19 protein-coding genes and 1 pseudogene are annotated in these 25,291 nt (G+C 74.1%); 16 read left to right on the top strand and 4 right to left on the bottom strand.

All coding sequences use genetic code 11. The annotated features are described in order from the left end of the window. The first annotated feature begins 21 nt into the window (after nt 1-21). The 7 genes from ACIQ8B_RS22975 (at nt 22) to ACIQ8B_RS22945 (ending at nt 8,396) form a co-directional block, all read left to right on the top strand. Nucleotides 22-828, top strand: a complete 807-nt coding sequence (locus ACIQ8B_RS22975) for an alpha/beta fold hydrolase (RefSeq protein WP_403549175.1) — start codon at nt 22-24, stop codon at nt 826-828. After that, nucleotides 825-2,072: a PP2C family protein-serine/threonine phosphatase gene (locus ACIQ8B_RS22970; RefSeq protein WP_403549173.1), complete on the top strand. Its 1,248-nt coding sequence runs from the start codon at nt 825-827 to the stop codon at nt 2,070-2,072. The genes ACIQ8B_RS22975 and ACIQ8B_RS22970 overlap by 4 nt, the downstream gene beginning before the upstream one ends. 55 nt (nt 2,073-2,127) lie before the next feature. Next, nucleotides 2,128-2,463 carry an STAS domain-containing protein gene (locus ACIQ8B_RS22965; RefSeq protein ID WP_290003377.1) on the top strand — a complete coding sequence of 112 codons (336 nt, stop codon included), beginning with the start codon at nt 2,128-2,130 and terminating at the stop codon, nt 2,461-2,463. A 164-nt stretch (nt 2,464-2,627) separates the two neighbouring features. Beyond that, a complete protein-coding gene (locus ACIQ8B_RS22960; protein ID WP_403549171.1) occupies nt 2,628-3,827 on the top strand; it encodes a YbdK family carboxylate-amine ligase in 1,200 nt (399 codons plus the stop codon). Nucleotides 3,828-3,984: 157 nt separating this feature from the next. Continuing rightward, complete coding sequence (locus ACIQ8B_RS22955; protein ID WP_290003382.1) at nt 3,985-5,769, top strand: N-acetylglutaminylglutamine amidotransferase; 1,785 nt, start codon at nt 3,985-3,987, stop codon at nt 5,767-5,769. Then, nucleotides 5,766-7,865: a S9 family peptidase gene (locus ACIQ8B_RS22950; protein ID WP_403549168.1), complete on the top strand. Its 2,100-nt coding sequence runs from the start codon at nt 5,766-5,768 to the stop codon at nt 7,863-7,865. Before ACIQ8B_RS22955 ends, ACIQ8B_RS22950 begins: the two co-directional genes overlap by 4 nt. An 87-nt stretch (nt 7,866-7,952) precedes the next feature. After that, entirely contained in the window at nt 7,953-8,396 is a 444-nt protein-coding gene (locus tag ACIQ8B_RS22945; protein ID WP_290003385.1) for an ATP-binding protein, read from the top strand. Between the two features lie 13 nt (nt 8,397-8,409). Here ACIQ8B_RS22945 and ACIQ8B_RS22940 read toward each other — a convergent pair whose 3' ends face one another. Then, nucleotides 8,410-10,560: an alpha-galactosidase gene (locus ACIQ8B_RS22940; RefSeq protein ID WP_403549166.1), complete on the bottom strand. Its 2,151-nt coding sequence runs from the start codon at nt 10,558-10,560 to the stop codon at nt 8,410-8,412. A 178-nt stretch (nt 10,561-10,738) separates the two neighbouring features. Between ACIQ8B_RS22940 and ACIQ8B_RS22935 the strand changes: the two genes are divergently transcribed. From ACIQ8B_RS22935 to msrA, 3 genes are all read left to right on the top strand, one after another. Continuing rightward, the gene (locus tag ACIQ8B_RS22935) at nt 10,739-11,905 is read left to right on the top strand and encodes an ROK family transcriptional regulator (RefSeq protein WP_290003388.1); all 1,167 of its coding nucleotides are present in this window, start codon (nt 10,739-10,741) and stop codon (nt 11,903-11,905) included. A 392-nt stretch (nt 11,906-12,297) separates the two neighbouring features. Beyond that, nucleotides 12,298-13,365 carry an SGNH/GDSL hydrolase family protein gene (locus ACIQ8B_RS22930; protein ID WP_403549164.1) on the top strand — a complete coding sequence of 356 codons (1,068 nt, stop codon included), beginning with the start codon at nt 12,298-12,300 and terminating at the stop codon, nt 13,363-13,365. 135 nt (nt 13,366-13,500) lie between these two features. Further along, nucleotides 13,501-14,013, top strand: coding sequence for a peptide-methionine (S)-S-oxide reductase MsrA (gene msrA, locus ACIQ8B_RS22925; RefSeq protein WP_365415112.1), 513 nt, complete (start codon nt 13,501-13,503; stop codon nt 14,011-14,013). Nucleotides 14,014-14,257: 244 nt separating this feature from the next. On the opposite strand, the gene ACIQ8B_RS22920 is transcribed toward msrA, so the two are convergent. Beyond that, the gene (locus ACIQ8B_RS22920; RefSeq protein WP_290011688.1) at nt 14,258-14,731 is read right to left on the bottom strand and encodes a carboxymuconolactone decarboxylase family protein; all 474 of its coding nucleotides are present in this window, start codon (nt 14,729-14,731) and stop codon (nt 14,258-14,260) included. 182 nt (nt 14,732-14,913) lie between these two features. Here ACIQ8B_RS22920 and ACIQ8B_RS22915 point away from each other — a divergent pair, with 182 nt between their 5' ends. The 6 genes and pseudogenes from ACIQ8B_RS22915 to ACIQ8B_RS22890 all read left to right on the top strand — a co-directional run bounded on the left by ACIQ8B_RS22915 (nt 14,914) and on the right by ACIQ8B_RS22890 (nt 21,174). Beyond that, nucleotides 14,914-15,141: a hypothetical protein gene (locus ACIQ8B_RS22915; protein WP_290011687.1), complete on the top strand. Its 228-nt coding sequence runs from the start codon at nt 14,914-14,916 to the stop codon at nt 15,139-15,141. Between the two features lie 88 nt (nt 15,142-15,229). Beyond that, nucleotides 15,230-15,693, top strand: a pseudogene (locus ACIQ8B_RS22910) (catalase-related domain-containing protein); the annotation flags it as partial. Between the two features lie 303 nt (nt 15,694-15,996). Further along, the gene (locus ACIQ8B_RS22905) at nt 15,997-17,196 is read left to right on the top strand and encodes a spore photoproduct lyase family protein (RefSeq protein WP_403549160.1); all 1,200 of its coding nucleotides are present in this window, start codon (nt 15,997-15,999) and stop codon (nt 17,194-17,196) included. A gap of 75 nt (nt 17,197-17,271) precedes the next feature. Further along, nucleotides 17,272-18,126, top strand: a complete 855-nt coding sequence (locus tag ACIQ8B_RS22900) for an ABC transporter ATP-binding protein (RefSeq protein WP_403549158.1) — start codon at nt 17,272-17,274, stop codon at nt 18,124-18,126. Then, entirely contained in the window at nt 18,123-19,103 is a 981-nt protein-coding gene (locus ACIQ8B_RS22895) for an ABC transporter substrate-binding protein (RefSeq protein ID WP_403549156.1), read from the top strand. The genes ACIQ8B_RS22900 and ACIQ8B_RS22895 overlap by 4 nt, the downstream gene beginning before the upstream one ends. Nucleotides 19,104-19,107: 4 nt before the next feature. Next, nucleotides 19,108-21,174 carry an iron ABC transporter permease gene (locus tag ACIQ8B_RS22890; protein ID WP_403549154.1) on the top strand — a complete coding sequence of 689 codons (2,067 nt, stop codon included), beginning with the start codon at nt 19,108-19,110 and terminating at the stop codon, nt 21,172-21,174. A gap of 659 nt (nt 21,175-21,833) precedes the next feature. Here ACIQ8B_RS22890 and ACIQ8B_RS22885 read toward each other — a convergent pair. Then, nucleotides 21,834-23,876 (bottom strand): beta-galactosidase, encoded by a 2,043-nt coding sequence (locus ACIQ8B_RS22885; protein WP_403549152.1) that lies wholly within the window; start codon nt 23,874-23,876, stop codon nt 21,834-21,836. A 71-nt stretch (nt 23,877-23,947) separates the two neighbouring features. Further along, a complete protein-coding gene (locus ACIQ8B_RS22880; RefSeq protein WP_403549150.1) occupies nt 23,948-25,285 on the bottom strand; it encodes an ABC transporter substrate-binding protein in 1,338 nt (445 codons plus the stop codon). Nucleotides 25,286-25,291 lie beyond the last annotated feature (6 nt).

Raw genomic sequence — 25,291 nt, 5'->3', positions numbered from 1 at the left:
TCGTCGTGCGAGCATGGGCGGATGAGCATCCTCCGCAGGAACAACGTCCGTGTCACCGGAGCCGCCACCGGACGTCCCGTCGTCCTCGTGCACGGCTTCGGCTGCGACCAGAACATGTGGCGTCTGGTCGAGCCCCTCCTCGCCGAGGACCACCCGCTGGTGCTCTTCGACTACGTCGGGGCCGGCCGTTCCGACCTGTCCGCCTGGCGGGAGGACCGTTACTCCTCCCTCGACGGCTACGCCCGCGACGTGGTGGAGGTCTGCGAGGAGCTCGACCTGCGCGACGCGGTGGTCGTCGGCCACTCGGTGAGCTCCATGACCGGCGTGCTGGCCGCGGCCGCCGCACCGGAGCGCGTCGGCGCCCTGGTCATGGTGTGCCCCTCGCCCTGCTACATCGACGAGGACGGCTACCGCGGCGGCTTCAGCGCCGAGGACATCGACGAGCTGCTGGAGTCCCTGGAGGCCAACTACCTCGGCTGGTCCGCCGCCATGGCCCCGATGATCATGGGCAACCCGGACCGCCCGGAGCTCGGCGAGGAACTGACCAACAGCTTCTGCGCGACCGACCCGGACATCGCCCGGGTCTTCGCCCGCACGACGTTCCTCTCCGACAGCCGGAAGGACCTCGAGACCGTCGCCGTCCCCACCCTGATCCTGGAGTGCGAGCAGGATGTGATCGCGCCCCGCGAGGTCGGCGCGTACGTCCACGCCGCCGTGCCCGGCAGCGAACTGGTCACCCTGGACGCCACCGGCCACTGCCCGCAGCTCAGCGCTCCCGAGGCCACCGCCTCGGCGATCCGCGCCTTCTTGTCCGCAGGAGCCCGTTGAACGGGGGCGGCACGGACGAGCCCGGCGCGGGAGCGCCGGGCACCCGCGCGGCGTTCAGCTCCCTGCTGGAGGACTCGGCGGAGGACCTGTACGAGTCGGCGCCGTGCGGCTACCTGTCCACCCTGATGGACGGCACCATCGCCAAGATCAACGCCACCCTGCTCGGGTGGCTCGGTCTGTCCCGCGAGGAGGTCGTCGGCCGCAAGCGGTTCAGCGACCTCCTCACGGTCGGCGGCAAGCTCTACCACGAGACGCACTTCGCCCCGCTGCTGCGCATGCAGGGCCACCTCGGCGGCATCGCGCTGGAGATGCGCACCGCCTCCGGCACCCGGCTGCCGGTGCTGGTCACCTCCACCCTCAAGCGCGGCGCCGACGGCGAACCGCTGCTCATCCGGACCACCGTCTTCGACGCCACCGACCGGCGCGCCTACGAGCAGGAACTGCTGCGCGCCCGCCGGGCCGCCGACGAGGCCCGCAAGCAGGCCGAGGCCGACCGCGCCCAGCTGCGCGAGGCCCTGGCCGTGCTCCAGCGCAGCCTGCTGCCCGCCACCCTCCCCGACCTCCCGGGCGTGGAGACGGCCGGCTACTACCACACGGCCTCCCCGATGGAGCTCGGCGGCGACTTCTACGACCTGTTCCCGCTGGACGACACCCGGGCCGCCTTCTTCCTCGGCGACGTCTGCGGCAAGGGCCCCCAGGCCGCGGCCCTGACCTCGCTCACCCGCTACACCCTGCGCGCCGCCATGATCCAGGACGCCGACCCGGTCGCCGACCTGCGCGTCCTCAACCGGGCCCTCATGGAGCGCTACACCGGTGACGACCCGCGCTACTGCACCGCCGTGGCCGGCGTGTTCGAACGGGCGGAGGACACCCTGCGGGTCCGGCTGGCCTCCGGCGGCCATCCCCCCGCGCTGGTCCTGCGGGCCGACGGCGGGGCCGAGTACCTCAGCACCCGGGGCGGCATGCTGGTCGGCGTCCTCCCGACGGCGCAGTTCGTCGAGACGAGGACCGTCCTGCGGCCGGGCGACACGCTGCTGCTCTACACCGACGGCCTCACCGAGGCCCGGGTCGGCCCCGGCCGGCAGCTCTACGGCGACGAGGCGCTGCTGGAGTTCGCCGCCGCGCGGGCCCCCGCGGGCAGCAGCGCGTTCGTCGACGCCCTCACCGGTCTGCTGCGCGACTTCGGCGACGGCCTCGACGACGACACCGCGCTCCTCGCGATCGGCGTCCCGGCCACCCCCTGACGGCCCCCGCCACCCCTGACGGACAGTTTCACGGAACGAACAGAGCGACCCCGCCATGAGACCCCTGACGATCGTCTCGTCACGCACCCCCGCCGGCCCCCTCCTGGAGGTCGCCGGCGACCTCGACCACAGCAACGCGCAGCAACTGCGCCGGGCCGCCGCGGGCGCGGTCGTGTCCGCCGGGCTGATGCTCGTGGTGGACCTGGGCGAGCTGGGCTTCTGCGACTCCAGCGGCATCACCGCGCTGATCGCCGTGCGCAACCACGTGGTCGCGGCCGGCGCCGGCCTGATCCTGGTGGCCGTGCCCGAGACGCTGCGCCGGCTGCTGCGCCTCACCGGCCTCGACCAGGTCTTCGACATCCGCGACGGCCGCCGCCTCCAGGCGGACTGACCGCCCGCTCCCACCCCTCCACGTCACGGCCCGCACACCGCTGACGAGGGCTGTTCGATTGCTTGTGCGTCATCCGGGGCACCCGGGATGTGCCGAGAGCGCCGCAGGTGGCCCCAGTGCCGTCGCGGGGCCGGCACAGGACTACGGGCAAGGGGAAACCGGCGGTGACGGTGCGTATCGGAGCAGAGGAAGAGTTCCACGTCCTGGACGCGGAGAGCGGACGACTCGTGCCACGGGCGGGTCTGCTGTTGGAAAGACTCGGCACGGGTCCTTTCACCGGCGAGCTGCAGCAGTCGGCGGTCGAGAGCAACAGTGAGGTGCACGACACCCTCGACGGACTCTACGCCGACCTGTCCGGCACCCGGCGCCGCCTGGCCGCCGCGGCCGACGCGGAGGGACTGGCCGTCGTCGCCGCCGGCACCGTGCCACTGGCCCGGGTGACCCCGCGCGACGTCTCCGACAACCCCCGCTTCCGGCACATGGCCGACGAGTACCGCAGGGTCGCCGAGGAGCAGCTCATCTGCAGCGCCCAGGTGCACGCCGACGTGCCCGACCGCGACACCGCGGTCCGCGCCATGTGCCTGGTCTCGCCCTGGCTGCCGCCGCTGCTCGCGCTGTCCGCCAGCTCGCCGTACTGGCTGGGCTCCGACACCGGCTACGCCTCCTGGCGCACCATGCTGTGGCAGCGCTGGCCCACCGCCGGCCCGGCCGGCTGCTACCGGGACGCCGCCGAGTACGACGCCGCCGTCGCGGAACTGATCGGCTCCGGCGTCATCAGCGACACCGGCATGCTCTACCAGGACGTCCGCCCCTCCGCCCACCAGCGCACGCTGGAGCTGCGGATCGGCGACGCCTGCCCGCGCGCCGAGACGGTCGTGCTGATCGCCGGACTGTTCCGGGCGCTGGTCCGCGACGCCTGCCACCGGCTGGAGCGCGGCGCGGACCCGCGCTGCGACGGACACCACGAGTGGCTGCGCGCCGCCGGCTGGCGCGCCGCGCGCTCCGGCCTGGAGGGCCCGCTGGTCGACCCGTGGACCCGCCGCGCCGCCCCCGCCCACCTGGTGCTGCGCCGCATGCTGCACCGGCTGCGCCCGGCGCTGGAGGCGTCCGGCGACTTCGACACCGTGCGCGACCTGCTCGACGAGGCCCTCGACGCCGGCAGCGCGGCCCACCGGCTGCGCCGGACGGTCCGCGAGGCGGACCTGCTGACCGGCATCGACCTGCTCGTCACCGAGACGCGCGGCGGACGCCTTCCGGCCCGCGCCGGCGCCCGCCGCCCGCGCCCGGCGGTCACCACCCGGCACGCCAACGGCCGGCCTCACACCCCGCTCCACCCGCTCACCACCCCGGGCACGCCGGGCTGATCCGGCCGCACGGCCCGTACCGCCGTCCGGCGACGGGCCGCCGCCCGCCCCCGAACCAGGAGAGTGATCACTACCCCATGTCCAGGACACCCCACGTCGTCGACCAGCAGGACAGCGCCCCGAGGGACCGGGAGCCGAGGGAAGGGAGGGACCACTGATGTGCGGCCTCAGCGGTGAGATACGCCTCGACGGCGGACGGCCCGACATGGCGGCGGTGGAGCGCATGACCGACCGGCTCGCGCCGCGCGGCCCGGACGGACGCGGCCTGTGGTCCCAGGGGCCGGTCGCCCTCGGACACCGCCGGCTGAAGATCATCGACCTGTCGGAGTGCGGCGCCCAGCCCATGACCGACCCGCGGGCCCGCCTCACCGGCGTCTTCAACGGCTGCGTCTACAACTACCGCGAGCTGCGCGACGAACTGCACGCCCTCGGCCACCGCTTCTTCTCCGAGTCCGACACCGAGGTGGTGCTCAAGGCGTACCAGCAGTGGGGCACCGACTGCGTCGACCGGTTCCACGGCATGTTCGCCTTCGCGATCGTCGAACAGGACACCGGACGCGTCGTCCTCGCCCGTGACCGGCTCGGCATCAAGCCGCTCTACCTCTCGGCCACCGCCGAGCGCCTGCGGTTCGCCTCCTCGCTGCCCGCGCTGCTCGCCGCCGGCGGCGTCGACACCTCCCTCGACCCCGTCGCGCTGCACCAGTACCTGAGCTGGCACGCCACCGTCGTCGCGCCCCGCACCGTCCTCAACGGCGTGCGCAAGCTGCCCCCGGCCACCGTGCGCGTCATCGAGCCCGACGGCACCCAGCACGACCGCCGCTACTGGCACCCCGTCCACACCCGCCGCCCCGCGTACGCGGACCTCACCGCCGACGACTGGACCGACGCGGTCCTGGCCGCCCTGCGCACCGCCGTGCGCCGCCGCATGGTCGCCGACGTGCCGGTGGGCGTGCTGCTCTCCGGCGGCCTGGACTCCAGCCTGATCGTGGCGCTGCTGGCCGGCGAGGGACAGCGGGACCTGGCGACCTTCAGCGTCGGCTTCGAGTCCGAGGGCGACGAGGACGGCGACGAGTTCCACTACTCGGACCTGGTGGCCCGGCACTTCGACACCCGCCACCACCAGCTGATGGTGCCCTCCGACCGGGTCGCCGGCGCCCTCGACGGAGCCGTCCGCGCCATGAGCGAACCCATGATGAGCCACGACGTGGTCGCCTTCCACCTGCTGTCCGAGCAGGTCGCCAAGGAGGTCAAGGTCGTGCAGAGCGGGCAGGGCGCCGACGAGGTGTTCGCCGGCTACGACTGGTACCCGGCGATGGCGGGCGCGCCCCGCGAGCGGGCCGCCGAGGCGTACATCGACGCCTACGCCGACCGCTCCCACGCCGACATGGCGGACGTGCTGCGGCCCGAGATGCTGCCCGACCGGGACACCTCGGCGGAGTTCATCAGGGAGCACATGGCGCAGGACGGCGCCGACACCGCCCTCGACGCCCAGCTGCGCCTCGACACGCTGGTGATGATGGTCGACGACCCGGTCAAGCGGGTCGACAACATGACCATGGACTGGGGCCTGGAGGCCCGCGTGCCGTTCCTCGACCACGAGCTGGTCGAACTGGCCGCCGCCTGCCCGCCCGAGCTGAAACTCGCCGACGGCGGCAAGGGCGTCCTGAAGGCCGCGGGCCGGCGCGTGCTGCCGCGCGAGGTCGTCGACCGGCCCAAGGGCTACTTCCCCGTGCCGGCGATCCGGCACATGGCCGGGCCCGTCCTCCAGCGGGTCCGCGACACCATGACCGCCCCCGAGGCCCGGGCCCGCGGCGTCTTCCGCGAGGACTACGTGGAGCGGCTGCTGGCCGCGCCCGACGCCCACCGCACCCGGCGCGGGGCCAACGCCCTGTGGCAGATCGCCCTGCTCGAGACCTGGCTCCAGACCCACGGGATCCGATGACGGCGACCCGAGACCCCGGCAGCGCGCTGTACGCCCCGGAGCCCGCCCCGCTGGCCGACACCTCGGCGTCGTACGACCTGCCGCCCCCGGCGGTGCACGGCTGCTGGTACCCCTCGGCCGACCCGAGCGGCCGGCACGTCGCCTTCATCTGCGACCGGGCCGGGGTGCCGCAGCTGTGGACCGGGCCGGTCGACGGCGCGGAGGTGCGCCGCCTCGACGCCGGCCCGCACCCCGTCACGGAGGTGTCCTGGTCACCGGACGGCCGGTGGATCGCGTACACCACGGCGCCCGGCGGCGGTGAGCTGACCCGGGTGCTGTGCGTACGCCCCGACGGCAGCGGCCGGCACCTGCTGGCCGGCGGCGAGCCGGGCACCTCCGCGCGGCTCGGATGCTGGCAGCACGACGGCTCCGCCCTCGCCGTGACCGTCACCGAGTCCGCCCCGCCCGGCCACACCGGCCGGCACCACGCGGAGGTGCCCGGGCCGCCGGGCACCGAGCACGCCCCGCACTGGGCGGGCCGCGACGGCCGGGCCGTCCTGCTGGACCCGGCCGGAGGACGGATCCGTCCTCCGGCCGGGGGCGTGCGGCCCGGCTCCGGGCAGGAGCCCGAGGAGCGGACCCTCTCCGCCTACCTCGTCGACCCGGAGGGCACCGCCGCGCCCGTCCTGCTGTTCAGCGAGCGCGGCGCGGCCAACCAGCGGGTGTGCGACCTCAGCCGCGACGGCCGCCTCGCCCTGGTCTACCGGGGGCCGCGCGGCCGCCGCGAGGCCCTCGTCGTACGGACCGTGGACTCGGCCGTCACCTGCGCCTTCCCGGTCGCCGACGGCGATCCCTGGATCGGCGGCTTCTCCCCGTCCGCGGGCACGCTCTGGCTGCGCAGCGACGCCGGACGCGAGTACGCGGCCCTGCTCGCCGCGCACCTCGACGCGCGCGGCGAACTGCACACCACGCGGGTGGTCGCCGAACGCGAGGACTGCGGCCTCGAACTCCTCGCCCTCGGCCACGACGGCCGCCGCGCCGTGCTGGCGTGGAACCGGCACGGGGTCAGCGAGCTGGAGCTGCTCGCGCTGGAGTCCGCCCCGCCGCACGGCACCGCGCCGGACTCGGTCACCCCTCCCTCGGCCGGCGACGCGCGCCGCGTCGGCCTGCCCCACGAGGTGGTCACCCGGATCGCGCCCACCGCCGACCCCGACGCGCCCGTGGTCGCGCTGTCCGGGGCACGACGCCACCCCGGCGTGTGGTGGCTGCCGCACGGCGCGCCCCTGCGCACCCCCTGGTCCTCCCGTGACGAGGACGCCTTCCCGCCCGGCCTCACACCGGTCAGGCCCACGCCCATGCGGCCCGTCGCCCGGGACGGCCTCCAGCTCGGCGGCTGGTACTACCGCGCCCCCGGCCGCTCGCCCGGTGAACCCGCCCCGTGCGTCCTGCACCTGCACGGCGGACCCGAGGAACAGGAACGCCCGGTCCTCGAACCCCTCTACCTGGAGCTGCTCCACCGCGGCCTGGACGTGTTCGCCCCCGACGTCCGCGGCTCGTCCGGCCACGGGCGCGGCTTCGTCGACGCCGACCTGGGCACCGGACGCTTCGCCGCCATCGACGACGTCGCGGACTGCGCGGCGCACGTCATGCTGCGGGGCCTCGCGGACCCCCGGCGGATGGCCGTCATGGGCCGCTCCTACGGCGGCTACCTCACGATGGCGTCCCTGGTGTGGCACCCCGACCTGTTCCGCACCGGGGTGGCGGTGTGCGGCATGTCGGACCTGACCACCTTCTTCGCCGGGACCGAGCCGTGGATCGCGCAGTCCGCCGCGCACAAGTACGGCCACCCGGAACGCGACCGGGACCTGCTGCGCGCCCTGTCGCCGATGAGCCGGGTCGACGCCCTGCGCGCTCCGGTCCTCGCCGTGCACGGCGAGCACGACACCAACGTGCCGCCCGACGAGTCCGAGCAGTTCGTACGGGCCGCGCGGGAACGCGGACTGGAGGCGGAACTGCTCCTTCTGCGTGACGAAGGTCACGATTTCCGCCGCGCCGACAACCGGCGGCTCTTCCGTCGCACAGCAGGTGACTGGCTCGAGCGGCACCTGGCCGACTGACCTGTCGGCGGCACCTGTCACACTTCATGGGCGTGCGGGGGAGCGATGCGGGTAGTCGCGCGGTGTGATCGAGTAAAGGCGGACCGGATGGAACCAGTTTCTGTCGACGAGGGGGAGACGGTGTCAGGCGCACCTCGGCTGCGGGCCAGCTATGCCCTGGACGCCGAGGGCGCCTGGATAGCGCAGGCGCGCCGTCTCGCGGCCGAGTTCCTCGACCGGGCACGGGCGGAGGACGGCCTGCCGGTGCCGGCGCGCGCGGTGGAGATCACCCAGCTCGTCGTCAGCGAGCTGGTCACCAACGCCCGCAAGTACGCGCCGGGCCCCGTCGGACTGGACCTGCTGGTCTTCGGCGACGCCGTCGAGGTGATCGTCCGCGACGGCAACCCGGAGGCGCCGAAGCCCCGGGCCGCCGACCCCGGCCGCGTGGGGCAGCACGGCCTCGAGATCGTCATGGCCGTCGCCCAGACCCTCGACGTGCGCCAGGAGGCGGGGGGCAAGAGCATCTCCGCACGCATCGCCTTCTCCGCCTGACGCCTTCCGCCTCTCAGCTCTCCACCCGGTGCCCGGCGTCGTCCGGCACCCGTTCCAGGTGGATCAGGGCGCTCGCCCAGTCGCCGCCCGGCAGGTCCAGGTCCAGCCCGTACTCCGTGAGCACCGTGGAGCGGTGCACCGCGCCCGTCCCCGTGTCCCGGAGGCGGACGCCCGGCGGCAGCCCGCGCAGCCGGAGCGGCACCCGCGGTGCGCCGTACCGGGGGCTGGCGCGGAAGGCGAGCACCACCGTCTCACCGCCGTCCGCGGCCACGTACTGCACGGCCGACGCGCCGTCGCCGTACGGGGCGCCGAGCCGGTACTGGTCGCCGTGCTGCACCAGGTGCCGGATCTCCTTGTAGCGGGCCACCAGCGCGGCGGCCTCGGACAGCTCCGCCTCGCTCCAGCGGGTGAGGTCGCCGCCGAGGCCGAGCAGCCCGGCCATCGCCGCGTGGAAGCGGAAGCGCAGCGGCACGGACAGCCGGGTGAGCTGGTTGGGCACGTCGGTCACCCAGGCGGACATCACCCGCGCCGGGTAGACCTGGCTGAAGCCCTGCTGGATGCCCAGCCGGTCCACGGCGTCGGTGTTGTCGGACGTCCACGCCTGGTCGGTGCGGGCGAGGATGCCCAGGTCGACCCGGCCCCCGCCCCCGCTGCACGTCTCGATCCGCAGCCGCGGGTGCGCCTCCCGGAGCCGGTCGAGCACGCCGTACAGGTGGTGGACGTAGCGGGTCCACAGCCGGTCGTTGCCGCCGTCCGGCCCGGACCAGCCGGACTCGCCGAACGCGCGGTTCATGTCCCACTTGAGGAAGTCCACGCGGTGCTCGGCGACCAGCCGGGTGAGCCGGCCGAAGGCCCAGTCGGCGACGTCCTGCCGGGCGAAGTTCAGCACCAGCTGGTTGCGCAGCTCGGTGCGCGGGCGGCCCGGCAGGTGCAGCACCCAGTCGGGGTGCGCCCGGTACAGGTCGCTGTCCGGGTTGACCATCTCCGGCTCCACCCAGACGCCGAACCGCATGCCGAGCCGGTGCACCGCGTCGGACAACGGCCCGAGCCCGTGGGGGAACCGGTCCGGCGCCGGCGTCCAGTCGCCCAGGCCCGCCCGGTCGCTGCGGCGGGCGCCGAACCAGCCGTCGTCCACGACGAACAGCTCCACGCCCAGCCGGGCGGCCCGCTCGGCGAGCGCCAGCTGGCTCGCCTCGTCCACGTCGAAGCCGGTGGCCTCCCAGGAGTTGTAGAGCACCGGCGCCGTCTCGCCGGCGTGCCGCAGCACGTGGGAGCGGACGTACGCGTGCCAGGCCCGGCTCGCCCCGCCGAAACCGCCGTCGGTGAACAGCCCGGCCAGCACCGGCGTGGCGAACTCCTCGCCCGGTCCGAGCGGCACGCACGTCCCCTCGTGGCCGGCTCCGCCGGTCAGGCCCGCCCGCCCGTCCGGTGTGCGCTGCACGGTGATCCGCCAACTGCCGCTCCACGCCAGCGCCGTGCTCCACACCCGGCCCCGGTCCTCGTCGGCGGTGCCGTCGTCGAGCATGGTCCAGGGGTTGGCGTGGTGGCTGGTGATGCCGCGCCGGCTGGTCAGCACGGTCTCCCCGTGCGGCAGCGGCTCCCGGCGCAGCCGGGTCTCCGCCGACCACTGGCCGGTGACATGGCTCAGCCGGTAGTCCGGCAGCGGCGGCAGCGTCCACGCCGCGGAGTCGGCGCGCAGCAGGTCCACGCGTTCCTCGCCGTCGTTGCGCAGCACGGTCCAGCGCTCGATCACGTCCGTGTCCGCGCGGACCCGGTAGTGCAGCGCGACCGAGAGGGGGACCAGCCGGTCGCGGAACTCCAGGACCAGTTCCTCGCGGCCGGGGACGGAGTCGTCCACCCGGTGTCCCAGGGGCTCCCACTCGAAGGCCCGGGAGCCGTCCGCGTACCGCACCTGGAGCGAGGGCGGTCCGTAGCGGGTGCCGCCGTCCACCGGCAGTTCCTCGCCCACGGCCGGCCGGCCCTCGAAGCTGTTCGACGGCTCCGCGAACGGCTCCGCGAGCGCGTCCGCCTCCTCCGGGGTGAGGCGGGGCCCCCATGCCACGTGACAGGGTGCGCCGGTCCCGTCGATCCGCAGCGCGTACGAGGTGCGCGGGGTGGTCAGCAGCCAGACCCCGGTGTCCGGAGAGCGGGTGATGAGCGGCATGGGGCCTCACGATCAGCGTCAGGGGGTTGCACCGCACACCCAAACGTGACCTTCGATCATGTGTCAAGAGGGCTCTGACTCTTGGATTTCCAAGGCAGACGAGCGCGCTTCTCCACCTTCGAAAAAAAGGAGCCTTCTTTCGTTGACGGCGGAAAATAAGGGACCTAGGTTCCCGGTCATGCAGTCGACCCCGCCCGCCGAGACGTTCCCGGCCCACACCCCGGCGGCCTCCCAGATCTTCACCACCGTCCTGGCGCACGGCCCGCTCACCCGGATGGAGGCGGCCCGGCGGGCCGGCCTGTCCCCGGCGGCGGTCACCAAGGCCGTACGGCCGCTGATCGAGGCCGGCTATCTGGTGGAGGACGCCGGCGCCGGGGTCCGCCCGGCTCTCGGCCGCCCGGCCAGCCCGGTCCGGGTCGACGGGGGACGGGCGCTGTTCGTCGGCCTGAAGGTGACCGGCGACGAGATCATCGGCGTGCTCACCGACCTGTGCTGCCGCATCCGTGCCGCCCGGCGCGTCCCCCTGGCCGGCCGCGCGCCGCACGAGGTCCTCGCGGTCGCCGCGGACCTCGTACGGGAACTGCTCACCGAGGCCGAGGGGTTCGGCGTGCGGGTCCTCGGGCTCGGTGCCGCGGTCGCCGGGGACGTCGACCGCGACGCGGGCACGGTGCGCTACTCGCCCTTCCTGGACTGGCACGACGTACCGCTCGCCGAGCTCGCCGGGGCGGCGAGCGGGCTGCCGGTCACCGTCGACAACGACGTCCGCGCCCTGACCGTGGCCGAGCAGTGGTTCGGCGACGGCGTGGGCCTGTCCGACTTCGCCGTCGTCACCGTGGGCGCCGGCATCGGCTGCGGTCTCGTGGTGCACGGCCGGGTCGTCTCCGGCGCGCACGGCGTCGCGGGGGAGATCGGCCATGTCCCCGTCGACCCGGACGGCCCGCCCTGCCACTGCGGCGACCGCGGCTGCCTGGAGGCCGTCGCCTCCGACGCGGCGATCACCGCCCGGGTCCGCGAGGTCGCCGGCGTCCCGGTCGCCGACGCCGCCGAGGCCCTCGCCCTGGCCCGCCAGGGCGACGCGGGGGCCCGCTCCGTCTACGCCCGGGCGGGGGAGGCCATCGGGCGGGGGATCGCCACCGTCGCCAACCTGCTCGGCCCGCAGCGCGTGATCATCTCCGGCGAAGGGCTGGCCGCGTACGACCTCTTCGCCGGGCAGATCCGCGACGCCTTCGCCGCGGCCGCCTTCGGCTCCGCCGCCCGCTGCGAGATCCGCACCCGTCCGCTGCCGTTCGAGGAGTGGGCCCGGGGGGCCGCCGCCACGGCCATCCAGTCTTTCGTCGGCCGCTGACGCCGCCTGCCGGGAACCGGGGGATGAACGGCCGATGAAGGCATCCGGCAGGCGGTGCCGGGCCGGACGCCTGCCGCTAATCTCACTACGGGTCACGAAGGCATCACCGTCACGAAGACACCACGGGTCACGAGGACACCGGATCGCGCACACCGCCTCGCGAGGACCGTCCCGCCGGCGAGGAGGGTGCCGTCGAGTTCTGGGAGGCGACGCTGAACACCACGACGCTCCACCCTGGAGGACCGCACACGAGGGGGACCCGGCTGCGCGGGCTGTCCGTCCTGGTCCTGCTCGCCGCTCTCCTGGGCCCCGTCCCGTCGGCGGCCCAGGCCACACCGCCCCGCCACGACGTCGTCACCTGGGCGTCGAGCGCCTTCCGCCTGGGCACGGGCGTGCCCGACCGCGCCTACCGGCTGGTGGTGCACACCAGCGTCGGCGGCGACCGGATGCGCGTACGGCTCTCCAACGCCTTCGGCGACCGGCCGCTGACCTTCGACAGCGTGTACGCCGGAGTCCAGCGGCAGGGCGCCGCCCTGGTCCCCGGCAGCAACCGCCGGCTCACCTTCGACGGCCGCACCACCGTGACGATCCCGCCCGGCGGCACCGCGTACAGCGACCCGCTCCCCGGCCGGGTCCGCGCCCGCACCAACCTGGTCGTCAGCCTGCACAGTCCCGACGCGGCAGGCCCCGCCACCGGACACCGGCTGGCCATGCAGACCTCGTACCTCACCCAGGGCGACCACACCGCCGACGAGACCGCCGCCCCCTGGACGAGGACCACCACGTCCTGGTTCTACCTGGACGCCGTCACCGTCCGCACCCCCGCCCGCACCGGTGCGGTGGTGGCGCTCGGCGACTCCATCACGGACGGGTGGGAGTCCACCACGGACCTCAACCGCCGCTGGCCCGACCAGCTCTCCCGCCGCCTCCAGCACTCCCGCGCCACGACCGTCCGCGGTGTGGCCAACGCGGGCATCTCCGCCAACAAGGTGCTCGCCGACGGCGCCTCGCCGAGCGCCCTCAACCGCCTCGACCGCGACGTGCTCTCCCACCCGGGCGTCCGCACGGTCCTGGTGTTCGAGGGCGTCAACGACCTCAAGGCCCGCACCGGCGTCACGGCCCAGGACCTGATCGACGGCTACCGGGAGATCGCCGACCGCGTCCACGCGGCCGGCCACTGCGTGGTCGGCGCCACGATCGCGCCGTTCAAGGGCTGGCCCGAATGGGACCCGGCGGCCGAGGCGGTACGCCAGGAGGTCAACGCCTTCATCCGCACCGGCGGGCTGTTCGACGCCGTGGCCGACTTCGACCGGGCGGTGCGCAGCCCCGACGACCCCGAGAGCATCCGGCCCGCCTACGACAACGGCGACCACCTGCACTTCACCGACGCGGGCATGCGGGCGATGGCCGACGAGGTCCGCCTGAAGGACCTGGAGTGCGCCTCGGGCCCGGGGCGGTGACGTCGCCCGGCCCCCTGCGCCCGCCCGGTGCGACCCGGTGTCCGGCGCACCGGGCACGGCCGGAACAATGCAGGTCCCGGCACGGTTCCCACTGAGGAACGCCGCAGCACACCTGGGAGAAGGGCGACACACACGATGACAAGGACCGAGGAGAAGGCGCTGCTCGCGGGCGGATGCTTCTGGGGCATGCAGGAGCTGATCCGCACGCTGCCGGGCGTGCTGAGCACCCGGGTGGGGTACAGCGGCGGCGACGTCCCCGACGCGACCTACCGCGACCACGGCACGCACGCCGAGTCGATCGAGATCACCTACGACCCGACGGTCACCGACTACCGGACGATCCTGGAGTACTTCTTCCAGATCCACGACCCGACGACGAAGAACCGCCAGGGCAACGACATCGGCATGAGCTACCGCTCCGCGATCTTCTACTACGACGACGAGCAGAAGCGCGTCGCCGAGGACACGATCGCCGACGTCGACGCGTCCGGACTGTGGCCGGGCAAGGTGGTCACCGAGGTGACCCCCGCCGGACCCTTCTGGGAGGCCGAGCCGGAGCACCAGGACTACCTGCAGCGCTACCCGGACGGCTACACCTGCCACTTCCCGCGCCCCGACTGGCGCCTGCCCAAGCGCGCGGCGTCCTGAGCCGTCACCGGCACACGACAGGGGGCGCGCTCGCACGACGAGCGCGCCCCCTGTGTCGTGCGCGAAGGTGACCTCCGGTCAGGAGACGCGCGATCGGCTCCTGGAGGTACGGCGTGCGTCCCGCACCCGGGACGGTCACGGCGCCGGCGCGCACCGCCGTCGTGAACTCCCGGCGCGGCGCCGGCGTGGCGGGAGGGGCCTTCGGGGGGAGGCTCCCCCGGCGGCCCGCCGCCTGGGACGGGCGTCAGCCGAACTGGCCGGGCCGGTAGTCGCCCGCGGGCTGCTGGTTGACGACGTTGATCCGGTTGTAGGCGTTGATGATCGCGATCAGCGAGATCAGCGCGGCCAGCTGGTCCTCGTCGTAGTGCTGGGCGGCGTTCGCCCACGCCTCGTCGCTCACCCCGCCGGCCGCGTCCGCGATCCGGGTGCCCTGCTCGGCCAGTTCGAGCGCGGCGCGCTCCGCCTCGGTGAAGACGGTGGCCTCGCGCCAGGCGGCGACCAGGTTGAGGCGCAGCTGCGTCTCGCCCGCGGCGGCGGCGTCCTTGGTGTGCATGTCGGTGCAGAAGCCGCAGCCGTTGATCTGGCTGGCGCGGATCTTCACCAGCTCCTGGGTGGCGTGCGGCAGACCGGAGTCCGTCACCGCCCTGCCCGCCGAGTTGATGTGCCGCAGCACCTTGCCGGCGACGGGGTTGGCGAAGAAGTCGATACGCGCGTTCATGTGCTCTCCATGGTCGGTCCGTCGTTGCGGTGTCGCTTCACTGACGGAACGGCCGCGCGATGTGTGACGACCCCGCGTGTGTGACCTACGTCTCACCCTTCGTCGTTCCTGTACGGCATGCCGTCCGGCGGGCACCGGACCTGCCGATAACCTTTCCGGGTGGACGGGGAGCGGGGTGCCGGGTGAGTGAGCGTCGGGAACGCGACTGGACGGCGATGACGCCCGGAGACTTCGACCGCGAGGCCCCGTTGTGCCTCGGCGTGGGCACCGGCCCCGTCGTCGTCCCCGCCGAGCCGGACGAGTACGGCACCGAGCCGCTCTTCGGCGACGAGGTCCCGGCGCGCCGCCCGGCCCCGCGCCGCACCCCGCGCCGGATCTCCCCGGACGGACAGCAGGAACCGCTGTTCTGATCCCGCACCGACTCCCGCGCCGCCTCCGGGCGAGGCGGCGTGAAATCGATGTACTTTGAAACCAAGGTGAGGGGTACGCGGCGGGAGCGGTCCGAACTTCCCGCAGTTGCCCGTCAGCCGGCCGCACGCGCCCGTCAACGACATGCTGCGCGACGGCATGCACCAGAGGCCGTGCACCGGGGCGTGGCGCCCTGCCAGTCCAACTCCCTGGACGGCGGCTGCCCGTTCACCGCGGGCGCGGACATGAGCGCCTACGTCGAGACGCCGGTGACCGTCCCCGAGGGACGGAAGGTGCGCGAGGCCCCGGAGTCGTTCGCCGGCCACTTCAGCCGGCCCCGCCGCTTCTGGCTGAGCATGAGCCCGGTGGAGCGCGAGCACATCATCGGCGCGTACGCCTTGGAGCTGGGCAGGTGCTACGAGGAGGCGATCAGGAAGCGCACCCTCCAGGTGCCGGCCGACATCGACCCCGAGCTGTGCTCCCGCGTCGCCGACGGCCTCGGCCTGCCCTCGCCGGAGCCGACGGTGCCGCTCGCCGACGTCGAGCCGAGCCCTCCGGGGGCGCGGGGAACTGCGCGTTCGGCCCGTGTGGTGCCGCGCCTGCCGGGGCGGCGTCGGTCCCGGGCCCGGGGGCGGGCTGCGGGTGGCGCCCGCCGTGAGTGTCACGCCCTCCGGGGGCGCGGGGAACTGCGCGTTCGGCCCGCACGGTGCCGCGCCCGCCGACACCGCGTCGCCCGACCCGGACGCACGCGAGCCCCGGCGGCCACAGCCGTACAGTGGAAGTGACGGCCGTGTCCGCCGGGCCCGGTCCGCGGGCCCGCGTACCGCGCCCGCCCCCCACCGGAAGCCGGATCGACCATGCGCCACCAGCCCAGCCCGTCCCACGGCTCCCAGGAGCCCCTCTTCGGCATCGACGCGATGCCGCAGGCGAAGTCGGCGGAACCGGCCCCCTCGCCGGCCCCCTCACCGACGCCCTCCGCCTTCCGGGACTCGCCGCAGGCCCGCCGGCTGCTGGCGGTCAAGGAGATCCACGCCGAACCGGCCGCGGCCGCGTCCCCCCGGGGCAGGCAGATCCTGGCCCGCTTCCCCGAGGCGCGGCTCGTCGAGGTGGCCTCCCACTGGCGCATCCCCGAGCTGCACGGCAACGAGGGCAGCGCCGACCGCTGGATGCGGATCAAACGCGAGACCCTCGTGCTGGGCGTGCGGAAGAAGCTCACCACCCGCCCGAACGGCCGCTCCGCCGACTGGATCGCCCCCGGCCCCTCCAACGGCTGCGCCCTGTCCTGCGTGTACTGCTACGTGCCCCGCCGCAAGGGCTTCGCCAACCCGATCACGCTGTTCACCAACATCGACGCGATCGTCGCCCACCTCGGCCGCCACGTCACCGCGCAGGGGCCGAAGACGGAACCGAACCAGTGCGACCCCGAGGCGTGGGTGTACGACATCGGGGAGAACGGCGACTCCTCGGTCGACGCCCTGGTCTGCGACAACACCGCCGACCTGATCCGCGCCTTCCGCGACTGGCCCACCGCGAAGGCGTCCTTCGCCACCAAGTTCGTCAACCCGGACCTGCTGGAGCTGGACCCGCGCGGCCGCACCCGCATCCGCTTCTCGGTGATGCCGGCCGACGACTCCCGCCTGCTGGACCTGCGCACCAGCCCGGTGGACCGGCGGATCGCCGCCGCCGCGGACTTCCTCGACGCGGGCTACGAGGTGCACTTCAACCTCTCGCCCGTCGTCGTCCGCCCCGGCTGGCAGGACGCGTGGGACGGACTGCTGCGCCACATGGACGACGTACTGCCGGAGCGGGTCAAACGCCAGGCGCTGGCCGAGGTCATCATGCTCACCCACAACGCGGACCTGCACGAGGTCAACCTCCGCTGGCACCCGCGCGGCGAGGACGTGCTGTGGCAGCCCGCCGCGCAGGAGACCAAGCGCTCCCAGAACGGCGCCCTGAACCTCCGCTACCACGCGGGCGTCAAACGCCAGGCCCTCGCCGAACTGCGCGACCTCATCCAGCGCCGCACCCCGTGGCTGGGCGTCCGGTACGCCTTCTGAGCCGCCGCCGGGCCATCCCAGGGCGACGCGGGCACCCCGCGACAACGGGGATTAAGGGTAGGCTAACCTTGCCTCGTGATTCCTGGTGAAGAGGCGTCCTCGGGCCTGAGCGGGCATGAACTGGCGGCCACCGGCGTGACCGTGGCGTACGACGGCACGGACGTCGTGCACGACGCGGACCTGACGCTGCGGCCCGGTGAGGTGACCGCGCTCGTCGGACCCAACGGCAGCGGCAAGTCGACCCTGCTGCGCACCGTCGCCCGGCTGCAGCGGCCCCGGCACGCGGCCCTCACGATCGACGCCGCCACCGACGCGCTCGCGCTCAGCCCCCGGGAGTTCGCCCGCCGCGTCGCCCTGCTGCTGCAGAGCCGGCCCACGCCGAGCGGCCTGAGCGTGCGGGACGTCGTGGACTTCGGCCGCTACCCGCACCGCGGCCGCTGGGGCGGCACCGACCCGGGCGGCCGGGCCGCCGTCGACCGCGCCCTCGCCCTCACCGGCGTCACCGAACTCGCCGACCGCGGCGCCGAACACCTCTCCGGCGGACAGCTCCAGCGCGTCTGGCTGGCCGGCTGCCTCGCCCAGGAGACCGGCGTCCTGCTCCTCGACGAGCCCACCACCTACCTCGACCTGCGCTACCAGGTCGAACTCCTCGACCTCGTGCGCGATCTGGCGGACGGCCAGGGCATCGCCGTCGGGGTCGTGCTGCACGACCTCGACCAGGCGGCCGCCGTCGCCGACCGCGTCGTGCTCCTGTCGGCCGGACGCGTCGTCGCCGAAGGAACACCCGAGGACGTCCTCACCCCCGAGCGGCTGACCGAGGTCTACGGCATCCGTATCGAGGTCGACACCGACCCCCTCACCGGCCGTCTGCGCACCCGCGCCATCGGCCGCCACCACACCCGAACCGAAAGGCTCCGCACCCTCTCATGAGACGCCGTCTGCGCACCGCGCCCCTGGCCGCCGTCGCCGCCCTGCTGCTCGCCGCCTGCGGCACCACCGAACCCGCGGCCGACGACGAGCCCAAGGCGTCGGCCGAGCCCATCACCCTCACCGACGCGTCGGGCGCGAAGGTGGAACTCGACGGCCCCGCGAAGAAGGTCGTCGGCACCGAGTGGAACGTCGTCGAGCACCTGGTATCGCTCGGCGTGGAGCCGGTCGGCGTGGCCGACGTCAAGGGCTACGAGACCTGGAACAGCGCCGCACCGCTCACCAACGACGCCAAGGACATCGGCACCCGTGGCGAGCCCAGCGTGGACACCATCGCCTCGCTGAACCCCGACCTCATCGTCGCCACCACCGACCTCCAGCCGAACGCGGTCAAGCAGTTGCGGAGGATCGCCCCGGTCCTCGAGGTGAAGTCCGCCGACGCCTCCGACCCGGTCGGGCAGATGCTGGAGAACCTCGACCTCATCGCCGAGGCCACCGGCACCACCGAGCAGGCCGCCGGCCTGAGGAAGAACTTCGACGCCAAGCTCGCCGAGGGCGCCAAGGCCCTCGAGGACGCCGGCCTCAAGGGCGCCGGGATCGCCTTCGCCGACGGCTACGTCGTCTCCAACCAGGTCTCCGTGCGCCCCTACACCTCCGGCTCGCTCGTCGGCGGCGTCAACGAGCGGCTCGGCCTGAAGAACGCCTGGAAGCTGAAGGGCGACGAGGCGTACGGTCTCGCCTCCACCGACGTGGAGGGCCTGACCGGCCTCGGCAAGGTCCAGTTCGCCTACATCGGCAACGAGCAGGACGCCGCCAGCGACCCGTTCGCCAACGAGCTGAAGAACAACTCCGTGTGGAAGTCGCTGCCGTTCGTGAAGTCCGGTGACGTGCACCGGCTGGACGACGGCATCTGGATGTTCGGCGGCACCGGCTCGATGGAGCGCTACGTCGACTCCCTCGTCACGGCGCTGACGAAGTAGCGCGATGGCCGTCACCGCCACCCCTCCCTCCGTCCGCCCGGAGACGGCTCCGTCCCGGGCGGGCGCGGCCGCGGTGACGACCGCGCTCGTGCTCCTGGTCGCCGCCCTCGCCGTCGTCGACATCACCCAGGGCACGGCCGCGGTCGGCCCGGCCGAGGTGCTCAAGGCCCTCACCGGCCGGGCCGACCCGGACGACGCGTCCGTCGTCATCGCCTCGCGGCTGCCCCGGATGGCCGCCGGACTGCTCGTGGGCGCCGCCCTCGGCATCGCGGGTCTCGCCCTGCAGGCCGTCAGCCGCAACGTCCTGGCCTCCCCGGACACCCTCGCCGTCAACGCGGGCTCCTACTTCGCCCTCGGCGTCGCCGCCGTCACCGGCCTCTCGCTGCCGCTGCTCGCCTCCTCGGCCGTCGCCTTCGCGGGCGGTCTCGCCGCGGCGGCCGTCGTCCTCGGCCTGTCGGGGCTCGGCGCGGGCACCGTACGGCTCGTCCTGGCCGGCACCGCGCTCACGCTCGGCCTCACGGCCGTCACCGAGGGGCTGCTCCTGCTGTTCCCGGAGGAGACCGAGGGCCTCTACCAGTGGAACCAGGGCAGCATCGCCCAGAACGGTTTCGACGGCGTGCTGCAGACGCTGCCCGTCGTCGTGGCCGGAGTCGCCGGACTGCTCCTCGTCGCGCGGCGGGTCGACGCCCTCGCGCTCGGCGACGACACCGCGCGCGGCCTGGGCGTGCCGGTACGGGCCACCCGTGTCACGGCGGTCGTGCTGGCGACGCTGCTGTCCGCCGCGGCCGTCACCCTCGCCGGCCCGATCGGCTTCGTCGGCCTGTGCGCCCCGGCGCTCGCCCGCCCCCTCGCCCGCTGGGTCCGCGGCCTGCGGCGGCTGCGCGTGGGCGCGCCGGTCACCGGTCTCGTCGGCGCCGCGCTGGTGCTCGGCGCCGACGTGCTGCTGCGCGCGCTGATCGACGCGGACACCGCGGTCGCGGTGCCCACGGGCGTGGTCACCAGCTTCGTGGGGGCGGCCTTCCTGGTGGTGATGGCGGCCAGGCTGCGCGACACGGGCGGTGCCGCCGCGGCCGACAAGCTGAGCATCCGCAGCCGCACGGTCTTCGTGGTCACGCTCGTGGTGCTGGTGCTCGCCCTGGCCGGCGTCGTCGTCGCGGGGCTGCTGCTCGGCGACCACAAGCTGCTGCTGGGCGACGTGGTCAACTGGGTGCAGGGCAGGGCGGGCCGGACGGTCTCCTTCGTCCTGGACACCCGCGTCCCGCGGGTGCTCGCCGCGCTCCTCGCCGGCGCCGCCCTCGCGCTGGCCGGCACGCTCGTCCAGGCCGTCACCCGCAACCCCCTCGCCGAACCCGCCGTCCTCGGCGTCTCCGGCGGCGGCGCGCTCGGCGCGGTCGTCCTCGTGACCACCGTTCCGGTCGCCGGGGGATGGAGCGTCTCCGCGGCGGCCTTCGCGGGGTCGGCCCTCACCGCGGTCCTCGTGTTCGGACTCGCGGCGCACGGGGGGTTCCAGCAGAACCGGCTGGTCCTCGTCGGCATCGGCGTGGCCTCGGGGACGACCGCCGTGATCAGCCTGCTGATCGTGCTCACGGACCCCTTCAACGCCACCAAGGCCCTCACCTGGCTGTCGGGCTCCACCTACGGCCGTGGCCTGCCCGACGTGCTGCCCCTCGCGGCGGTGCTCGCCGTCGGCGCGGCGGTGGCGGGCGTCCGGCACCGGGAACTCGACCTGGTCTCCCTGGACGAGGACACCCCGAGGCTCCTCGGCCTCGGCCTCACGCGGGGCCGGCTCGGCTTCCTCGTGCTCAGCGTGCTGCTCACCGCGACCGCCGTGGCCGCCGCGGGCACCATCGGCTTCGTCGGCCTGGTGGCCCCGCACGCCGCGCGCGCCCTGGTCGGCCGCCGGCACACCCGGGTGCTGCCGGTCGCCGTGCTGCTGGGCGCCGTCCTCGTGTGCACGGCGGACCTGCTGGGCCGCACCGTCATCGCCCCGGCACAGCTGGGCGCCGGCCTGATGACGGCCGTGATCGGCACGCCGTACTTCCTCTACGTGCTGGTGCGTGCCCGCCGTTAGGCGGTGCGGGACGTCACCGCGGGCCTCACGGCGGGATCCGGCCTCCCGCCGTGAGGCCCGCGGCCGTTCCCCGGCGGGTGACGGTCAGCCGAGGGCCTTCACGGCCTGGCAGTAGGTCCACGCGGTGCTGTCGCCGGCGGTCCTGGTGGCGCCGCTGCAGCCGTCGGAGAACCCGGAGCACGCGCCGGACACCCCGCCCGCGTGGGCGCGCGTGGGCACCCTCGGCGCGCGGCGAGGACGTCCCGAACGGGCGGGCGGCCCGGCGAGCCGCTCACCGGGCCGTCCGAGGAGCGGGGGCGGATCAGCCCGCCACGTCCGTGCTCCTCCACCGCCGGCCGGCGGGGCGGCCCGGTGGTCACCGCCGGGCCCTCGTGCGCGGCCTGACCGCCGGCCTCGGGCCGCCGTCCGGCGGCCGCGTCGACCAGGGGCCGGGCGCCGTCACCGGCCGTGGACGCGATCCGCCGCGCGGCCGGGTCCGGCCTCCCGGTACGGGGTTCGGCCACCGGCACGTCGTCCCGCACGGCCGGACGCCGGTCCCCGCGGGCGGACTCGTAGCGCCGGCGCGACCCCGCGGACGCCCTCGGCCACGAACGACGCCGCCGGCCGGGAGAGGACGGCCCCCGGAACGGCGCGGGCCGTTCCGGGGGAGCGCCCGCCGGTCAGGAGGCGGGCTGTCGCAGGACGGCGACGGCGCGCGGGCCGAGGGTGAGGGAGCCGTCGGCGCCGGTGTCGCCGAGCAGCACCTCGCCGTCGAGACCGGGCACCGGGACGGCGTCGTCGGTGCGGTTCACCAGGAACAGGAAGCGGCCCCCGGGGCCCCGGCGCACCACCGGCTCGACCGAACCCCGCGCCCCGGCGGGCAGTTCGCTCTCCACACCGGCCGGTTCCAGCAGGCGCGGCAGCAGCGACACCAGGCCGTCCACGCCGAGCCGCGTGGAGACGTACGCGGCGGTGCCGCGGCCCGTGGGGCGCCGGGTGACGGCGGGCCGGCCGGCCTGCTCGCCGGTGCGGTAGCGGACGAGGACCTCCGTGTCGTCGGCGGTCACCGTGATCCGGTCGGTCCACAGGGTGCCGGTGGTGGCGTCGTCCAGCTCCACGCTGTCCCCGGCGAGCAGCGGCCCGAACTCCTCCACCCGGATGCCCAGCAGGTCCCGCAGGGCGCCCGGGTAGCCGCCGAGCCACACGTGGTCGTGCTCGTCGACGATCCCGGAGAAGTACGTCGTGATCAGGTGGCCGCCCTGCTCGGTGTACCGGGTGAGGGTCTCGGCCAGGCCGGCGGGCACCACGTGCAGCACGGGCGCGATCAGCACCTGGTGGCGCCGCGGATCGGACCGGGTGGTGACGAGGTCGGCGCGGATGCCGAGGCGGAGCAGCGCCGAGTACCAGTCGAGAGCCTCCTGCCGGTACCGCAGCAGGGCGGTGGGGTGCGAGTCCTGCTCGCTGGCCCACCAGGAGTCCCAGTCGTACACGATGCCGACCGCGGCGGGCTCCCGCTCGCTGCCGGCGACCGGGGCCAGCGTCTTCAGCGTGGCGCCCAGTTCGGCCACCGCGCGGAACAGTTCGCTGTCCGCGCCGGCGTGCGGCACCATCGCCGAGTGGTACTTCTCGGCGCCGGCCGCCGACTGCCGCCACTGGAAGAAGCAGACCGCGTCCGCGCCGTGCGCCACGTGCAGCAGGGAGTCGCGGGCCAGCTCGCCGGGGCGCTTGGCCACGTTCACCGGCTGCCAGTTGACGGCGCTGGTGGAGTGCTCCATCAGGAACCACGGCCGGCCGCCGGAGATGCCGCTGGTGAGATTGGCGGAGAAGGACAGCTCGTCGCGGTCCTGCGGGCCGGGGTGCACGTAGTGGTCGTTGGAGACGAAGTCGATCTCCTCCGCCCAGTCCGCGTAGTCCATGCCCTTGGTGTTGCCCATCACCATGAAGTTGGTGGTGACCGGCACGTCCGGGGTGATCTCGCGCAGCAGGTCCCGCTCGGCCCGCAGATGGTCCTTCAGCGCGTCCGACGAGAACCGCTTGAAGTCCAGCTGCTGCGTCGGGTTGGGGTGCGAGGCGGCCAGCCGCGGCGGCAGGATCTGCTCCCAGGCGGAGTAGCGCTGCGACCAGAACGCGGTGCCCCAGGCGTCGTTGAGGGCGTCCAGCGTGCGGTACCGCTCGCGCAGCCACTCCCGGAAGGCGCGGGCCGCGTCGTCGGAGTAGTCGTACACGTTGTGGCAGCCCAGCTCGTTGCTGACGTGCCAGGCGACGAGCGCCGGATGGTCCCGGTAGCGCTCGGCGAGCCCGCGGACCAGGCGCAGCGCGTGCTCGCGGAAGACGGGCGAGGTGGGCCGCCAGTGCTGGCGGGCGCCCGGCCACAGGGTCTCGCCGGTCGCGGTGACCGGGAGGACCTCCGGGTGGGCGGTGGTCAGCCACGGCGGCGGGGAGGCGGTCGCGGTGGCCAGGTCGACGCCGACGCCGCCCTCGTGCAGCAGGTCGAGCACCTCGTCCAGCCAGCCGAAGTCCCAGGTGTCCGCCGTGGGCTGGAGCCGGGCCCAGGAGAAGATCCCGACGGACACGACGTTGACGCCCGCCTCCCGCATCAGCCGGACGTCCTCCTCCCACACGGACCGGGGCCACTGCTCCGGGTTGTAGTCGGCGCCGAAGAGGAGACGGGGGGCGGTGTCACCGTCCGCCCCGCCGGTGCGGGACAGGAGGGTGGAGATCATGGTGGTCCTTCCGGTGGGCGCATCGGGCGGCGCGCGGGGCGCGCGCGCCGCCCGCGGGGTGGTGCGTGTCGCTACTTCTCGACGGTGAAGCCCTGTTCCTCGCCGTACTTCACCGAGGCGTCCTGCCAGGTCTTCAGGCCGTCCTCCAGCCGGGTGCCGGAGATGTAGGCCTTGCCGACGGTGTCGTTGAAGATCGAGTTGGCGTACGCCTGGAAGGGCAGGTACGACCAGTCGTCGGCGACGTTCGCGGCGGAGGCGGCGAAGATCTCGTTGGCCTTCTGGCCGCCGAAGTACGGGAACTCCTTGCCGAGGAACCCGGCGGACTTCAGCTCCGCCCGGGTGGCGGGGAAGGCGCCCTCGGAGACGCGGGAGGCGACGCCCTCACCGGAGTTGGCGTACTCCACGAAGGCGTAGGCCAGTTCCTTGTTCTCGGCGAGTGCCGGCACGGTCAGCGCGCTGCCGCCGTTCTCCGCGCTGGCCTCGTCGCCCTCGGTCCACGCGGGCAGCGGGGCCACGCGCCACTGGCCGGAGGCGTTCGGCACGCCGGACTCGAAGTTGGCGGGCATCCAGGCGCCGGTGGCCAGGGTGGCGATGGTGCCGTCGCCGAGACCCTTGTACCAGTCGTCGGTCCAGCTGGTGACGGGCGCGAGCAGCTTCTCGTCGATCAGCTTCTGCCAGACGGCCGTGAACTTCTCGGTGTCCGGGTCGTCGAAGTCGATCTTCACCGTGGTGCCGTCGACCTTGTAGGGCCGCGAACCGGCCTGCCAGAGGAGGCTGGTGGTGAAGCCGGCGTCACCGGTGTCGTTGGCGATGTAGGCCTTCGGGTCGGCCTTGTGCAGTTTGCGGGCCGCGTCCAGGTACTCGTCCCAGGTGGTCGGGACGGCGATCTTGTACGTGTCGAAGACCTTCTTGTTGTAGAACAGCGCCATCGGGCCGGAGTCCATCGGCAGGCCGTAGACCTTGTCGCCCTCGGTGACGGCGTTCCACGGGCCCGGGGTGTACGTCGAGGCCAGCTTGTCCGCGCCGAAGCCGGACAGGTCGGTCAGGCCCTTGGTGAGGGAGTACTGGCCGATCGAGAAGTACTCGAGCTGGGCGACGTCCGGGACGCCCTTGCCGGCGGATATGGCGTTCGACAGCGCGGTGTAGTGCTTGTCGCCGGAACGCTCGCTCACCAGGTTGATCTTGACCTTGGGGTGCTTCTTCTGGAACTCGGCGGCGACCGTCTTCAGCGTGGGCTCCCACGACCAGACGGTGACCGTGCCGCCCTTGTCCAGGGCCGCCTGGATGTCCCCGGCGGAGACCGGCTCGGCGCCGGCGCCGTCGTCCGAGCCGCCGCAGGCGGTGGCGCCCAGGGCGAGGGAGGTCACGAGGGCGATGCCGCCCAGCAGGCGGCTGGTCCTTCTGCGCATGAGTGT

It is taken from the genome of Streptomyces sp. NPDC096105 (genome assembly GCF_044763335.1).
In the GTDB taxonomy this organism is placed as follows: Bacteria; Actinomycetota; Actinomycetes; order Streptomycetales; family Streptomycetaceae; genus Streptomyces.
This window is presented reverse-complemented; position numbering and strand designations above follow the sequence as displayed.

Bases quoted from the DNA above. Each gene is read 5' to 3' on its own strand.
- ACIQ8B_RS22975 (WP_403549175.1), top strand. From the start codon at position 22: ATGAGCATCCTCCGCAGGAACAACGTCCGTGTCACCGGAGCCGCCACC.
- ACIQ8B_RS22965 (WP_290003377.1), top strand. From the start codon at position 2,128: ATGAGACCCCTGACGATCGTCTCGTCACGCACCCCCGCCGGCCCCCTC.
- ACIQ8B_RS22955 (WP_290003382.1), top strand. From the start codon at position 3,985: ATGTGCGGCCTCAGCGGTGAGATACGCCTCGACGGCGGACGGCCCGAC.
- ACIQ8B_RS22950 (WP_403549168.1), top strand. From the start codon at position 5,766: ATGACGGCGACCCGAGACCCCGGCAGCGCGCTGTACGCCCCGGAGCCC.
- ACIQ8B_RS22945 (WP_290003385.1), top strand. From the start codon at position 7,953: ATGGAACCAGTTTCTGTCGACGAGGGGGAGACGGTGTCAGGCGCACCT.
- ACIQ8B_RS22940 (WP_403549166.1), bottom strand. From the start codon at position 10,560: ATGCCGCTCATCACCCGCTCTCCGGACACCGGGGTCTGGCTGCTGACC.
- ACIQ8B_RS22935 (WP_290003388.1), top strand. From the start codon at position 10,739: ATGCAGTCGACCCCGCCCGCCGAGACGTTCCCGGCCCACACCCCGGCG.
- msrA (WP_365415112.1), top strand. From the start codon at position 13,501: ATGACAAGGACCGAGGAGAAGGCGCTGCTCGCGGGCGGATGCTTCTGG.
- ACIQ8B_RS22920 (WP_290011688.1), bottom strand. From the start codon at position 14,731: ATGAACGCGCGTATCGACTTCTTCGCCAACCCCGTCGCCGGCAAGGTG.
- ACIQ8B_RS22905 (WP_403549160.1), top strand. From the start codon at position 15,997: ATGCGCCACCAGCCCAGCCCGTCCCACGGCTCCCAGGAGCCCCTCTTC.
- ACIQ8B_RS22895 (WP_403549156.1), top strand. From the start codon at position 18,123: ATGAGACGCCGTCTGCGCACCGCGCCCCTGGCCGCCGTCGCCGCCCTG.
- ACIQ8B_RS22890 (WP_403549154.1), top strand. From the start codon at position 19,108: ATGGCCGTCACCGCCACCCCTCCCTCCGTCCGCCCGGAGACGGCTCCG.
- ACIQ8B_RS22885 (WP_403549152.1), bottom strand. From the start codon at position 23,876: ATGATCTCCACCCTCCTGTCCCGCACCGGCGGGGCGGACGGTGACACC.
- ACIQ8B_RS22880 (WP_403549150.1), bottom strand. From the start codon at position 25,285: ATGCGCAGAAGGACCAGCCGCCTGCTGGGCGGCATCGCCCTCGTGACC.